This window comes from Bacillus sp. AFS077874 (assembly GCF_002566505.1).
Lineage (GTDB): Bacteria > Bacillota > Bacilli > Bacillales > Bacillaceae_G > Gottfriedia.
Genome location: NZ_NUYF01000001.1, coordinates 1 through 13,466 on the forward strand (window position 1 = coordinate 1; position 13,466 = coordinate 13,466).

The window sequence follows — 13,466 nt, forward strand, 5'->3', positions numbered from 1 at the left end:
TTTAGTTTTCAAAGTTCATTCCGTCGCGTCATTGGCGACTTTTTCATATTAACATCCTCAGAAGAGCCTGTCAACATTTTTTTGAATCTTTTTTCTTTCGACGCCGTCATCTCTTGGCGACATATAATAATATAACATCGATAAATCACACCGTCAACACTTTTTGAAAGTTTTTTAAAAAAAGATGAAAACTCTTTTCTAAATAGAATACACATGTATTTGGACATATAAATAGTAAGTCATAATACTTTAATACAAACAAGCTGAATAAACTTAACAGTAGCGAATTGTTCAATATCATCTATCCGATTTGAGAGAGGTATAATTAATGAATGGTTTCGTATTGTTTTCAAAGCAACACATAATTACATTATTAATCATTCTCCTCCTTCTTATCTGTTTGTTTTACTTCAGAAATTTAATAAACAATAAGAACAAAGTAGATTTATTCCTCCGTACCCTATTAATCGTCTCAATGCTTACAGTAGAATTTCTATTATATGGATGGCTTATTAAAACGAATCAGTGGGATTGGGGCGATTCATTACCTCTCCAACTATGCGGTATAAGTATGTATCTATGCTGTTATACACTTATTACAAAAAATTATAAAGTTTATGAGATTATCTATTTTTGGGGATTAGCTGGGGCTATCCAAGCTGTACTTACTCCAGATATTAAATATAGCTTCCCTCATTTTAAATATATACAATTTTTCACTACTCACGGAGGAATCATTATTTCTATTTGTTATATGACATTTATCTTTGGATATACTCCAACTCACCGTTCATTTTTAAAGTCCTTCCTCTATATATTTTTATTGGCTATACCTATTTACTTACTGGATTATGTTATAAAAGGAAACTACTTATTTTTAAGAGCTAAACCTGCTGGGGCAAACTTGCTAGACTTTTTTGGGCCATGGCCATATTACTTAATTGTATTAGGCTTAATTCTTTTCCCCTATTTTTTGATTTTATATCTCACAATTCATTTATTTAACAAAAAGCTGAAGATAAACCAAGTACCATCCGATCATTCTATCAATTAATTAATGAGTGGATCTCCTGTACTTAGCGTAAATTCAAAATTCATCAATTTCATTAAATAAGTTCGAATTGTTTTCCATGTTAGCACTAACATTTCCTATCTCATTTATGCTATATTTACAATGAATGGGGTGGACAAAGTGGCAAAAAAGAAAAGTAGTAAAATTAATAATATAAGAACGTTTGCACTTTCATTATTATTTATTGGCTTCATCATTATGTATGGTGGTGTATTTTTCAGAGAGCATAAGATTGTCATGACGATCTTTATGCTTGTGGGATTTTTAGCGATTATTGGTAGTACAGTTGTTTATTTTTGGATCGGAATGCTGTCTACAAAAACAATTCAAGTCATCTGTCCGAATTGTAACAAAACGACTAAAATGCTTGGTAAAGTTGACATCTGTATGTATTGTAATGAGCCACTTACATTAGATCCTTCATTAGAAGGTAAAGAATTTAATGAAAAATATAATAGCAAACGAGATGCTAAACAATAGCAAAATAAATAAAGCACATTACAATTATGTAATGTGCTTTATTATGATAATGTTTTTTCTTTACATTTAGGACAAATACCGTATACTTCCATTCTATGATTGGTTACTTCAAATCCCGTTTCCTTTTCAACATAAAGATTGATTCCTTCTAATCCGTCGTAATGAAAGTCATTCATTTCACCACATTTTTCACAAATAATATGATAATGATCAGTTGTTATATAATCAAAACGACTAGAAGAATCACCGAAGTTTAATTCTTTAACCATTCCTACTTCACGTAATACTCTGAGATTATTGTAAACTGTTGCCACACTCATATTTGGAAATTTTCCCTCAAGTGCTTTATAGATTTCATCAGCAGTTGGATGTGTTCCACTTCCTATTAAATATTCTATAATTGCATGCCTCTGAGGTGTAATACGTACGCCGCTATTCTTTAAATGTAAAATTGCATCTTGAATATTTTCCTTATGCAACGCCGCTCTCCCCGTTTCTATAAAATAGTTCCAAAATTAATTACTTATTATTAGTTTATTCAACTGCAAGAATATTTGTCAACTTTTTGAGAATTTCTTAAAAAAATTAGCCTATGCTTGTATTCCATATATGAAAACAAAAAAATGTGCGAGAATTCTCTCGCACTTCAATATGCTATCATCTGAGGAGGTATGCCCTATACTCCAATATATTCTCGAAAGCAATATAGGTATAGACGAAAAGCTCGATTTTTTTAGATAAAACGATTCTTTCTCAAAAAAACTTAACATAAATCAAATTAATTGACCCAAAATAGTTTGTACAATTTTAAGAACGACTAATGACACTATAAACATCTTCAACATGATTCTTTACTCTAACCTTTTGCCATACATTTTCGATACAACCTTCTTCATCAATTAAAAATGTTGTACGTTCTATTCCCATATATTCCTTACCAAAATTATTCTTTAACTTCCATACATCATATAACTTTGCAACTTCAGTTGTTTCGTCTGAAAGTAATAAAAATGGTAATTGATGTTTTTCTATAAATTTTTCATGTCTTTTTATAGGATCAGGACTTATTCCTAAAATGACAGTTCCACTATTCATAAACCTTTCGTATGAATCTCTAAAGTCACAAGCTTCCGTAGTACAACCTGGTGTCATATCCTTTGGGTAAAAGTAAAGAACTACTTTCTTTCCTCTAAAGTCTGATAAAGTTACATCTTCTCCATTACTTGCTGGTAAAGTAAATTCCGGTGCTTTAATTCCAATTTCAACAGTCATAATAATCTCCTTAATCATAAATATTAACGTTCTTCTTTAAATACTTGTAAAACAAAAGCCGCTGGCATCGTATAACCGATGAGCGCTTCAACCATAGCAACCCATCTTCCGATCCCCACTGGTACAATATCCCCATAGCCTACAGACAAAAGGGTGATTGCGCTAAAATATAAGCATAACCCCATTATATGGTAATTAGTCCCTTCAATAGGAATAGAATGCTCAATTAAAATTGGATGTGGCCCGCGCTCTAGTATAAAATACACTGCGCTAAAGCCGATAAGTACCGTTCCATATATTAAAAATAAAAGAATGTAATTATTAATTGAAATAAGACTTTTATTGACTTTTGTAGTTGAAGTATTCCATAAATACACTAGGCTATACAAAATTGCAAAGATAGCAATAAAAAAGAAAAAAGCAGTTCCCATTTCAATCACCTCATTTCAATTTATGAAACAAGCTATTGAAATAGAATACTGCTTAGTTACCCGCACCTTTATATTTTTTTACACCTTGGTTCCAAATTAAAACAGATATAACAAAAACAACTAATCCCATAACAGGCGTTAAAAATGAATAGACATACCATTCACTTCTACGTAGAAAATACGCAGCCGGAAAAACACCAACAAATGCAAATGGTAAAATCCATGTTAATACAAAGCGAATGATTGGATGATAAATATTAATCGGATAACGACCATAGTTTCCTATATTATACATTAACGGCATAATTGACGTTCTTGCATCTGACCAAAAACCGATACTTGCTAAAGCAATAAAGATTCCGGCATAAACAAACATTCCACCAAAAGCCATTAATAGAAATAAAAATGGATCATACCAAGTGATTGAAAGTCCTAATTTAAAACCTGCATAGATCATAATAATCAATCCAGTAATAGCACCTAGTAACGATTCTAACTCCATTTTCTCTAATACTACTTGAAAAAGACTATGAATTGGTCGAGTTAAAATACGATCAAACTCTCCCTTTACGATGTAACGATCATTAAAATCCCATATATTAAAAAATGAACCAAAAAGAGCAAACGGAACTAAAAAGAAACCATAAATGAATACAATTTCATCTCGGTTCCATCCTTCAATAAGTGAAGTATGATTGAAAACTAATAATATAAAAATTAAATTTACAGCCTGAGCCATCAAATCTGATAAAAATGATAAAAAGAAGTTTGCTCTATATTGTAATTTCGTTTTTAAATATTGACCTGAATATTGAAGAAATATATTTAAATAAAACATTCTTTAACCTCCTTGTATCACAAGATGCTTTTTAGCTTTATACCATATAAGAGTAATAGGGATACATAAAATAATGATCCAAATTACTTGAAATAAAAGGCCTCTTAAAATCAATTCACCTTTTATGCCTTGAGCAAAAATCATACTAGGAATATAGCTGATCCCTTGAAATGGTAAGTACTTCATTACATCTTGTGCCCAAACCGGAAAGAACGTGATTGGAATCGTTAAACCTGAAAATAAATCGATGATGACACGTTTAGCTTGAATAAATCCCATATTATTTTGAAGGAAGAATGCCATTAAACCTGTTAATAAATTCAATTGTGTATTAATAGCAAAACTGAAAATCGAAGCAATTAAAAATAAACCTAAAGTTTTTAAATTAAATGAAACATCTAACCGAAAAATTAAAGCTACTATAATAAAGCCTGGAATTGAAAAGAAAAAGAATCTAAAAATCCCCTCACCTAACCCTTGCATCACTTTAGTAAGTAAATAGTTATAAGGTCTAATAAGTTCTATTGCTACTTTACCTTCTACAATTTCTTCAGCAATTTCACGGTCAAGATTATTAAAATAAAACGCCCTTGCCATCCAAGCAATTGCTACATAAGTAGTCATCTGGTTTACTGAAACACCTTGAATTGATCCTTGGTGACCATAGATTGCTTTCCATAAAAAGAAATAAGCACCTATATTAATCGTATAAATAACAATCCCAGTGTAATAATTAGTACGATACGCTAACATCATTAAAAAACGGATTCGAATGATTTCAATATACTTACCCATTACTAATACCTTCTTGGTAGATGTTTCGTATAATTTCTTCTGTAGAAATTTCTAACATCTTCATATCTTTAACGGGATTTGATTGAACTACTTTTGCAATAATCATAGAAATAAGCGTTTCATCATTCGGTAATGTAACACTCCAAATATTTTCGCCTTCTTCTTCTTTCCATTTTACATCAGTTCTTCCGATCAATTCATATAATGTAGTATGATTTACTGGCTTAATAAACTGGAATTGAATTTCTTTCTCTTCGCCCCATTGCCCTTTTAATTGTTCAAGTTTTCCATCATATATAATTTTTCCTTCATCTAACATAACTACTCGATCACACAATGCCTCAATATCAGAAATATCATGGGTTGTTAAAAGAATTGTTGTGCCATATTTTTGGTTTAACTCTTTTAAAAACTCGCGAATTTTTAATTTTACTAATACATCTAATCCAATTGTTGGTTCATCTAAAAATAATAAAGGTGGATTATGAATTAACGCAGCTGCTAATTCACATCTCATTCTTTGACCTAAAGATAACTTTCTTACAGGTTGATCTAATAAAGGCTCAATATCCAAAGTCTTTATGATATAACCCATATGTTCTTCATATTGCTTATCTGGTATTTGATAAACCTTTTTTAGTAATCGAAATGATTCTTGTACTGCAATATCCCACCATAATTGAGATCTTTGCCCAAATACGACACCTATTGATTTAACAAAACGCTCTCGATCTTTTTGAGGATGGTAACCATTAACTGTTACATCACCAGAAGTAGGTGTTAGTATTCCCGTCAACATTTTAATTGTAGTCGACTTCCCTGCACCATTCTCTCCGATATAAGCCATCATTTCACCTTTTTTTACAGAAAAGCTTATATTATTAACGGCTGTTTTTGTTCTATAGTTTCTTGTAAACAAATCTCTAAATGCACCTTTTACACCAGAGCGACTCAAGAAAGTTTTAAATTCTTTGTGTAAGTTCTGAACTTCGATTATGTTTTCCATAAGACTTCCTCCATTTTTTATTCCGTCGCTTAGTGTATTTGAAATACGAACTAAGTACAATAAAAAAGTACTAAAAAGTAGTTTCCAATTTTTATCGGACTATTTTTGAGAAAAATATAGATTCTACAAAATGTTCAAATTTCTTTTTAATTTGTAAAGGCTTACATTTACCACGCGCTAAAATTTCGTGCTAGAATGTAATTTAACCACATAAATAATGTAAAGATGCCGGTTAAATTCTTTCATTTTTTTATCAATAATGGGAGGTACTCCATGAATAATCAAAAGTCAATTGAAATACATAATGAAGCTTTAGAACACATCGTTGGAGGAGTGAACAGTCCTTCAAGATCGTTTAAAGCAGTTGGTGGCGGAGCTCCTGTCACAATGAAGCGTGCAAAAGGCGCATATTTTTGGGATGTTGATGGCAATCAATATATAGATTATTTAGCAGCATACGGTCCTATTATCACTGGCCACGCTCACCCACATATTACAGCAGCAATCACAAAAGCAGCAGAAAATGGTGTCCTTTATGGTACTCCTCATGAACTTGAAGTACAATTTGCCAAAATGCTAAAAGAAGCGATTCCTAGTATGGATAAAGTCAGATTTACAAATTCAGGTACTGAGTCCGTAATGACAACTATTCGTGTAGCAAGAGCATACACTGGTCGTACTAAAATCGTTAAATTTGCTGGATGTTATCACGGTCATTCGGATTTAGTACTTGTTGCTGCAGGCTCTGGACCATCTACACTTGGTACTCCTGATTCGGCTGGTGTACCACAAAGTATAGCCAATGAAGTTATTACAGTTCCATTTAATGACACCACAGCATATGCAGAAACAATGGAAAAATGGGGTCATGAAGTAGCTGGTGTACTTGTTGAGCCAATCGTCGGTAACTTCGGAATCGTTGAACCAAAAGAAGGATTCCTAGAAGCTTTAAATGAAATTACGCACAATCACGGTGCTTTAGTCATTTATGATGAAGTAATAACTGCCTTCAGATTTATGTATGGAGGAGCACAAAATTTATTAGGAATTGAACCAGACTTAACAGCTCTTGGAAAGATTATAGGCGGTGGATTACCGATCGGAGCTTATGGTGGTAAAAAAGAAATTATGGAAACAGTTGCCCCACTTGGTCCTGCATATCAAGCTGGTACGATGGCAGGTAATCCAGCATCAATTGCAGCTGGTATTGCATGTCTTGAAGTATTACAACAAGAAGGTGTCTATGAAGAATTAGATCGTCTAGGTGCCATTCTTGAAAAAGGTATTCAGGAAAAAGCTGATGAGCACAACATCCATATAAAAATCAATCGCTTAAAAGGTGCCTTAACTGTCTATTTCAATGTAGACGAAGTAACGAATTATGAAGAAGCAAAAGAATCAGATGGAGAAGTTTTCGGTAGATTCTTTAAACTTCTATTAGAAGAAGGTATTAATCTAGCACCATCAAAATATGAAGCTTGGTTCTTAACTACGGCTCATACTGAACAAGATGTTCACCAAACTATTAATGCTGTTGGGAACGCGTTCCTAAAATTATCTACGATTAAACTATGATATATCTGAGGTCACTACAACTTGAAGTGACCTCTATTCATACATAGTTAATTCTGAATAATCAATTTTTTTACCATAAAATAGGAGGTAGTTAAATGAAATTTCAAACAAAAACAGAATGGTCACCAGGTTTATTTAGAGATTATTACAATAACGAACATGATGCATGTGGGATTGTTGCCTTTATCAATCGTTCAATAACTCAAACAAGAGATACGATCGATATTGCTGCCGAAAGTTTACGAAAGATGAATCATCGAGCGGGATTTACGAACGGTGAAGGTGATGGTGTAGGAATTCAGACTGACATCCCTACTCTACTTTGGCAAGAAAAACTTACATCTGTAGGAATTAGTCCAGAAGTTGTTTCACATCCTTCATTTACAGTTGGACATTTCTTCTTAGATGAAAAATCAGAAATACAAACTTTGCTCCAAATTTTTGAAGAAAATGGTTATGAAACTTTATATCATAATAGTAATCAAACCTTTACTTCAGCACTTGGTCCAATCGCTCAAGCAGTAGAACCTGAGTTCTTACAAGTAGCATTACTCCCAATTAAAAATCACCAAAGTACAACTCTATTTGATTTAACAAATATTATTAGCAAAAAAACAAATGTAACTGTTGTCTCTCTCAGTCAATCAACTTGTGTTTATAAAGTAATGGGAACAATCGACACTTTATTGTCATACTATTCAGATTTACAGCATCCTAATTTTCAATCATCTGTTGTGGTTGGTCATAATCGATATTCAACAAATACATCTTCTTCATTTTCAAGAGTTCAACCATTTAGCATGCTAGCTCATAATGGAGAAATTAACACAATCGAACAATTAAGAATTGAAGCAAAACAAATAGGTGCAAATATTAAGCATGGAAATAGTGATTCACAAGATGTAAACATAACACTTGAGACGCTTATTCATAAATATAACTACTCTTTGAAAGAAGCAATGGAACTGTTATTCCCTCCTGTACCAGCAGAATTTGAATCAAATTCAGAAGTAAACTCCATTTACAATACGATTCGAAGTACATTCGGTCCATATTGTCAAGGTCCCGCAGGAGTACTTACAAGAGAAGGAAATGAATTTGTTGCTAGTGTGGACGCTTTAGGTTTACGTCCAGTTTGGTTGCTTGAAACAAATGATTATTATGTATTTTCATCCGAGCAAGGTATTCTATCTCCAGAATTATTTATATCTGAGCCACATGCTCTTTCGCCTGGAGAAAAAGTCGGTATTAATTTATTAAAAGACCGCGCTCAACTATTAACACACCGTGAATTAACGCATTTCGTTACAACGAAATTAAACGAAAAATTAACAATGAATCTAGCAAATAAAGAAGCAAATTCAACTGATTACGTAGAACACTCACCTCCTTCAATTCATCCGTTTGAATATGGGGCTTTTGGATGGCAAAAGGAACAAATCCAATTAGTTGAACAAATGGCAGAAAAAGGTGCAGAACCTATCCGTTCATTAGGGCATGACGCACCACTAGCATGTTTAGATGAAGCTAGAAAAAATCTTTCTGACTTTATGAAAGAAACAGTTGCGGTAGTAACGAACCCTGCGATCGATCGTGATCGTGAAACAGAGCATTTCTCTATTTCTGTCCTATTAGGAAAAAGGCCATCCATTACAAAGAAAGATTCAGGAATTGTTCTACAGCTCCCTTCTCCGATATTAGGTGATGGTTTTGTAGGAAATACGTTAAAAGCTAGTCGTCAACAAATCTCATATGAAGAAATTTTAAATCTATATCAATTAGAAAATAAGCTATATACAATTCAAAGTACATTTTCTAATTTGCCTTTAGAAGAAACATTGTCCCAATATAAATACGAAGCAGTAGAAGCTGTAAAAAATGGTGCAGAATGTATTGTTATTACAGATGATGAAGCTCATAAAAATAATCAATACTGGATTGATCCGGCTCTTATTACAGCAATAATCCATAATGGACTTGTGAATGCTAAGTTAAGAAGAAACTGTTCAATTGTCTTAAAGACAGCTGCTGTCCGTAATCTTCACGATTTAATGGTAATGAAAGGCTTAGGAGCAGATGCAATTAATCCTCATTTCCTTTTTGGAACTATTTCAGAATTGGAAGCTCCTGAAAAAATAGTAAAACTTTATGATGTTTTAAATAAAGGAATCGAAAAAGTAATTTCAACAATAGGGATGCATGAGCTACGTGGCTATGCAAAAATGTTCAGTAGCATTGGATTACAAGAAGATATCGCTTCGTCTTTAGGCGTTATAAACTTCTTTGGAGATCAAACCGTGTCTGGATTCAAATTATTAGAGGCTGATTCGAAAAAACGTTCTGAAGATTACAACGCAAATAACGCAACTATGCCAAAATCTTTCCACGTATTCCCTCGAATTTGGAAAGCTATTGGTGAAACAGCACAAACAGGTAGTTATGAAACATACCGCCAAAAATTAAATCAAATTGAAGAAGAGCGACCAACTACAGTACGTCATGCGCTTTCTTTAGTTGAAAGTAGTAAACCAGTTGATTCAAGTCAGGTCTCATTAGAAATAGGTACTCACTCACTACCATTTATTATCAGTTCAATGTCATTCGGATCTCAAAATGAGGTTGCTTTTAGAGCATATGCTGAAGGTGCAAATCGACTGAATATGATTAGCTTAAATGGTGAAGGCGGAGAAATCCAAGATATGATTGGAAAATATCCAAACACTCGTGGACAGCAAATTGCTTCTGGTCGATTCGGAGTTAATGCTAATTTACTTCACTCTTCTAACTTAATTGAGATTAAAATTGGTCAAGGTGCAAAACCTGGTGAAGGTGGTCATTTACCTGCTTCAAAGGTTACACAAAAAATTGCGGAAACGAGAAATGCAACACTTGGTTCTGATTTAATTTCACCTTCAAATAATCATGATATTTATTCAATTGAAGATTTAGCTCAAATGATTAGTGAAATTAAAGCTGTTAATCCAAAAGCAAAAGTTGCTGTAAAAGTCCCTGTTGTTCCTAATATCGGCACAATTGCTGTTGGTATTGCAAAAGCGGGTGCAAACTTTATCAATATTAGCGGTTTTGATGGAGGAACTGGTGCTGCCCGTGTTCATGCAATTCAAAATGTAGGTTTACCAGTTGAAATTGGTGTTCGTGCAGCCCACAATGCACTACTAGAATCTGGTTTACGTAATTCTGTCGAGATTTGGGCGGATGGCGGTATGAAAAGCGTAAATGATGTAGTAAAAATGATGATTTTAGGTGCAAACCGAATCGGGTTTGGAACTTTATCAATGATTGCAATCGGTTGTACGACATGTCGTGGTTGCCATTTAGATACATGCCACGTTGGTATTGCAACACAAATTGAATCAGAAATTGAAGCAATGCGTCACGGTTTACGAAAATTCACACCTAGACAATTAGAAACAGCAGTAACAAATTTAGTACAATTCTTCACTGCATTCAAAGATGAATTACAAGTGATTGTTGGTTCATTAGGAGTAAAAAATGCTCAAGAACTTGTTGGTAAAACTGAATTCTTAAAACAAACAAGATTTTTAGATACGCTAAGTTTAACTAATTTATTATCTACTAATAAAATTGAGGATAAAGAATATGTACTTTCGAATGGAGAATCTGCTAAAGTACTTCAAAGTAATGACGGTGGAGTTTATGCAAAGGTTGACAATGAATATCGCCATGCCGGCAGTTTATTAATCCATGACCTAGTAGTAAAAAAACAATCCCAAGGTGTAGCTTCCCCTGTCGAGATAAGCTTCGAGGATCAATCCATTCCTGGAAATGGCTTAGGAACGTATACAGTAGAAGATTATTCTGTATACGTTCAAGGCGGAGCTCAAGATGGCGTAGCGAAAACTGCTTTTGGTGGAACAATTTTTATTAGTAAAGCTTTAGGTGCTAACGGACAATACTTTGGTGGTTCGGTCGGAAAATGCTTTGCATATGGAGCACAAAAAGGACAATTCTTTATCCAAGGTAACGCTGACTCTCGAGCAGGCATTCGTTTATCAGGTGCCGATGTTGTAATTGGTGGCCGTAATCAATCTAGTCAACCTATATCACAGAAAACTCGCCTTGGTGCGAAATCAAATATAAACGGTTTTGCTTTTGAATATATGACTGGTGGTCGTGCAGTTGTTCTAGGAGATCCAGGTCCATGGATGTGTGCGGGTATGACTGGCGGAGTAATTTACGTTCGAAACTCATCTGAATTAGGCCTTACTAAGGAAGCATACCAAAATCGAATCGCAAAAGGTGCAAGTGTAAGTATTGTACCAGTCGATGAAACTGGTAAAAACGATCTAAATGAATTATTAGAGAAATATATCTCACTTTTAACTCAGCATAACCAACATGACGAAGCTGAATTTGTTCAAAGTTTATTAGACGACATTGTACAAAACTTCTTACAAATTAAACCTAAAAAAGAACAAGCGGATCCATCTGTTTCAACTGAATGATTTTATAAAAAAGAAGCGAAATATTTCGCTTCTTTTTTCATTATTTAATAGTAAAGCCCTTTCATTTCTAAGTTCGAAATCTTTTAACTTAACTAACAATTTAATCTTCTTTCTCATTCATATAATTAACATAATTTCTTAAAAAATTGTATTGATAATGCGTGTAGTTCATTGTATAGTTACAGGATGTTACATGAGAAAAAAATAAGAAAGTTACTTTTAATTGAAGCAATTTTGAAAAACACTCGATGTAATAAATAGTAGTTTAGTAGTAATATAGTTAAACGTTCATATTTCATTACAAGCATTAAGCTAGACAAAAAAAGGAGTAATACAATGAGATTAGGAGCGCGTGTTCTAAAAACTGGTATAGCTATTACGCTCGCCATTTATAGCGCGATGTTTTTTGATTTATCAACAGCTTCGATTGCAGGTATCTCTGCTATTTCGGCATTAAAATCATCAGTAAACCAATCATATAAATCGTTAATCGAACAACTTCAAGCTAACTTGATTGGTGCAATACTGGCAATTATTGCAGTGATTACTCTAGGGAATAATCCAGTAATTATAGGATTTACATGTATTCTCGTGATTATCATTACATTAAAACTAAAACTCGAAAATACAATTGCTACAACATTAGTTACTGTAGTCGTTATTATGGAAGTAAGTACAAGTACCGAACACTTTGCCATTTTTACTTTTGATCGTATTTTGGCAGTAACAATTGGTGTTTTAGCTGCATCATTTGTAAATATTTTCTTAATGCCTCCAAATTATGAAAAAAAATTATCTCGTGGCATGATTTCGATAACTGAACAAACAAATAAATTAATGATGATGGCTCTACACAAAACTGTTAGCCATAATGGATTAAAAGATGAAATTTATCAATTAAAAGAAATCATGAGAAATGTTACGAAAATCTATCGCTTATATAAAGAAGACCGAATCATTCTTGTTGGTCGTAAGAAAAAAGAGCATGAAAAATCTCGTAAAATCGTATTGTTTAGACAAATGCTTGTCACAGCCGATAATGCATTTGATACGTTAAAAGCTTTAAACCGATTAGAATATGAAATTAATGCATCTCCGAAAGAGTTCCAAGATTTAGTAAAAAATGAACTAACATGCTTAATGCAATTTCACGAACATGCTTTAATGAAATTAATCGGCAAAGTAAACTTTGATCAAACTGCTCCACTTCATAGAGAAGAAAATATATTAAAAGATAAATTAACAAAGGCATTCTTGGATCACCATGATATTAATGACGAAGAAAAACAAAAAACATGGTTACATTTATTCCAAGTAGTATCCGCCATTTTAGAATATAGCGAAAATGTTGAGCATTTAAATACACTAGTTGATAGCCATCAAACTTATCATAAAGAATACCAAGTTCAAGTTGAACAGGTTGAAACAATGTAAAAGCCTCCGAATTATGGAGGCTTTTTGTTTTGAGTTTGAATCAAAGTATGTGGCGTATCTCGACGGGGTTTTATAT

Annotated in this window: 11 protein-coding genes; 5 read left to right on the top strand and 6 right to left on the bottom strand. The window is 33.1% G+C overall.

What is annotated here, in order from left to right:
• Window positions 1-328 precede the first annotated feature (328 nt).
• A complete protein-coding gene (locus COJ46_RS00005) occupies window positions 329-1,054 on the top strand; it encodes a YwaF family protein (RefSeq protein ID WP_098565567.1) in 726 nt (241 codons plus the stop codon).
• Window positions 1,055-1,192: 138 nt separating this feature from the next.
• Complete coding sequence (locus COJ46_RS00010) at window positions 1,193-1,552, top strand: YgzB family protein (RefSeq protein WP_091023209.1); 360 nt, start codon at window positions 1,193-1,195, stop codon at window positions 1,550-1,552.
• Between the two features lie 41 nt (window positions 1,553-1,593).
• Here the strand turns inward: COJ46_RS00010 and COJ46_RS00015 are convergent, their stop codons facing one another.
• From COJ46_RS00015 to COJ46_RS00040, 6 genes are all read right to left on the bottom strand, one after another.
• Window positions 1,594-2,031 carry a Fur family transcriptional regulator gene (locus COJ46_RS00015; protein WP_025672070.1) on the bottom strand — a complete coding sequence of 146 codons (438 nt, stop codon included), beginning with the start codon at window positions 2,029-2,031 and terminating at the stop codon, window positions 1,594-1,596.
• A 328-nt stretch (window positions 2,032-2,359) separates the two neighbouring features.
• Window positions 2,360-2,824 (bottom strand): thioredoxin-dependent thiol peroxidase, encoded by a 465-nt coding sequence (bcp, locus tag COJ46_RS00020; RefSeq protein ID WP_097978289.1) that lies wholly within the window; start codon window positions 2,822-2,824, stop codon window positions 2,360-2,362.
• A gap of 23 nt (window positions 2,825-2,847) precedes the next feature.
• Window positions 2,848-3,255, bottom strand: a complete 408-nt coding sequence (locus COJ46_RS00025; protein ID WP_097978290.1) for a potassium channel family protein — start codon at window positions 3,253-3,255, stop codon at window positions 2,848-2,850.
• 52 nt (window positions 3,256-3,307) lie between these two features.
• Window positions 3,308-4,093: an ABC transporter permease gene (locus COJ46_RS00030; protein ID WP_097978291.1), complete on the bottom strand. Its 786-nt coding sequence runs from the start codon at window positions 4,091-4,093 to the stop codon at window positions 3,308-3,310.
• A 3-nt stretch (window positions 4,094-4,096) separates the two neighbouring features.
• Window positions 4,097-4,888, bottom strand: a complete 792-nt coding sequence (locus COJ46_RS00035) for an ABC transporter permease (protein WP_097978292.1) — start codon at window positions 4,886-4,888, stop codon at window positions 4,097-4,099.
• Complete coding sequence (locus COJ46_RS00040) at window positions 4,881-5,894, bottom strand: ABC transporter ATP-binding protein (protein ID WP_097978293.1); 1,014 nt, start codon at window positions 5,892-5,894, stop codon at window positions 4,881-4,883. Before COJ46_RS00040 ends, COJ46_RS00035 begins: the two co-directional genes overlap by 8 nt.
• A gap of 273 nt (window positions 5,895-6,167) precedes the next feature.
• Between COJ46_RS00040 and COJ46_RS00045 the strand changes: the two genes are divergently transcribed.
• The 3 genes from COJ46_RS00045 to COJ46_RS00055 all read left to right on the top strand — a co-directional run bounded on the left by COJ46_RS00045 (window position 6,168) and on the right by COJ46_RS00055 (window position 13,390).
• Window positions 6,168-7,469 carry a glutamate-1-semialdehyde 2,1-aminomutase gene (locus COJ46_RS00045; RefSeq protein WP_097978294.1) on the top strand — a complete coding sequence of 434 codons (1,302 nt, stop codon included), beginning with the start codon at window positions 6,168-6,170 and terminating at the stop codon, window positions 7,467-7,469.
• 95 nt (window positions 7,470-7,564) lie between these two features.
• Window positions 7,565-11,956, top strand: a complete 4,392-nt coding sequence (locus tag COJ46_RS00050; RefSeq protein WP_097978295.1) for a glutamate synthase-related protein — start codon at window positions 7,565-7,567, stop codon at window positions 11,954-11,956.
• A 336-nt stretch (window positions 11,957-12,292) separates the two neighbouring features.
• Entirely contained in the window at window positions 12,293-13,390 is a 1,098-nt protein-coding gene (locus COJ46_RS00055) for an FUSC family protein (RefSeq protein WP_097978296.1), read from the top strand.
• Window positions 13,391-13,466: the final 76 nt, after the last annotated feature.

Bases quoted from the DNA above. Each gene is read 5' to 3' on its own strand.
- COJ46_RS00050 (WP_097978295.1), top strand. From the start codon at position 7,565: ATGAAATTTCAAACAAAAACAGAATGGTCACCAGGTTTATTTAGAGAT.
- COJ46_RS00035 (WP_097978292.1), bottom strand. From the start codon at position 4,888: ATGGGTAAGTATATTGAAATCATTCGAATCCGTTTTTTAATGATGTTA.
- COJ46_RS00030 (WP_097978291.1), bottom strand. From the start codon at position 4,093: ATGTTTTATTTAAATATATTTCTTCAATATTCAGGTCAATATTTAAAA.
- COJ46_RS00055 (WP_097978296.1), top strand. From the start codon at position 12,293: ATGAGATTAGGAGCGCGTGTTCTAAAAACTGGTATAGCTATTACGCTC.
- bcp (WP_097978289.1), bottom strand. From the start codon at position 2,824: ATGACTGTTGAAATTGGAATTAAAGCACCGGAATTTACTTTACCAGCA.
- COJ46_RS00040 (WP_097978293.1), bottom strand. From the start codon at position 5,894: ATGGAAAACATAATCGAAGTTCAGAACTTACACAAAGAATTTAAAACT.
- COJ46_RS00005 (WP_098565567.1), top strand. From the start codon at position 329: ATGAATGGTTTCGTATTGTTTTCAAAGCAACACATAATTACATTATTA.
- COJ46_RS00045 (WP_097978294.1), top strand. From the start codon at position 6,168: ATGAATAATCAAAAGTCAATTGAAATACATAATGAAGCTTTAGAACAC.
- COJ46_RS00025 (WP_097978290.1), bottom strand. From the start codon at position 3,255: ATGGGAACTGCTTTTTTCTTTTTTATTGCTATCTTTGCAATTTTGTAT.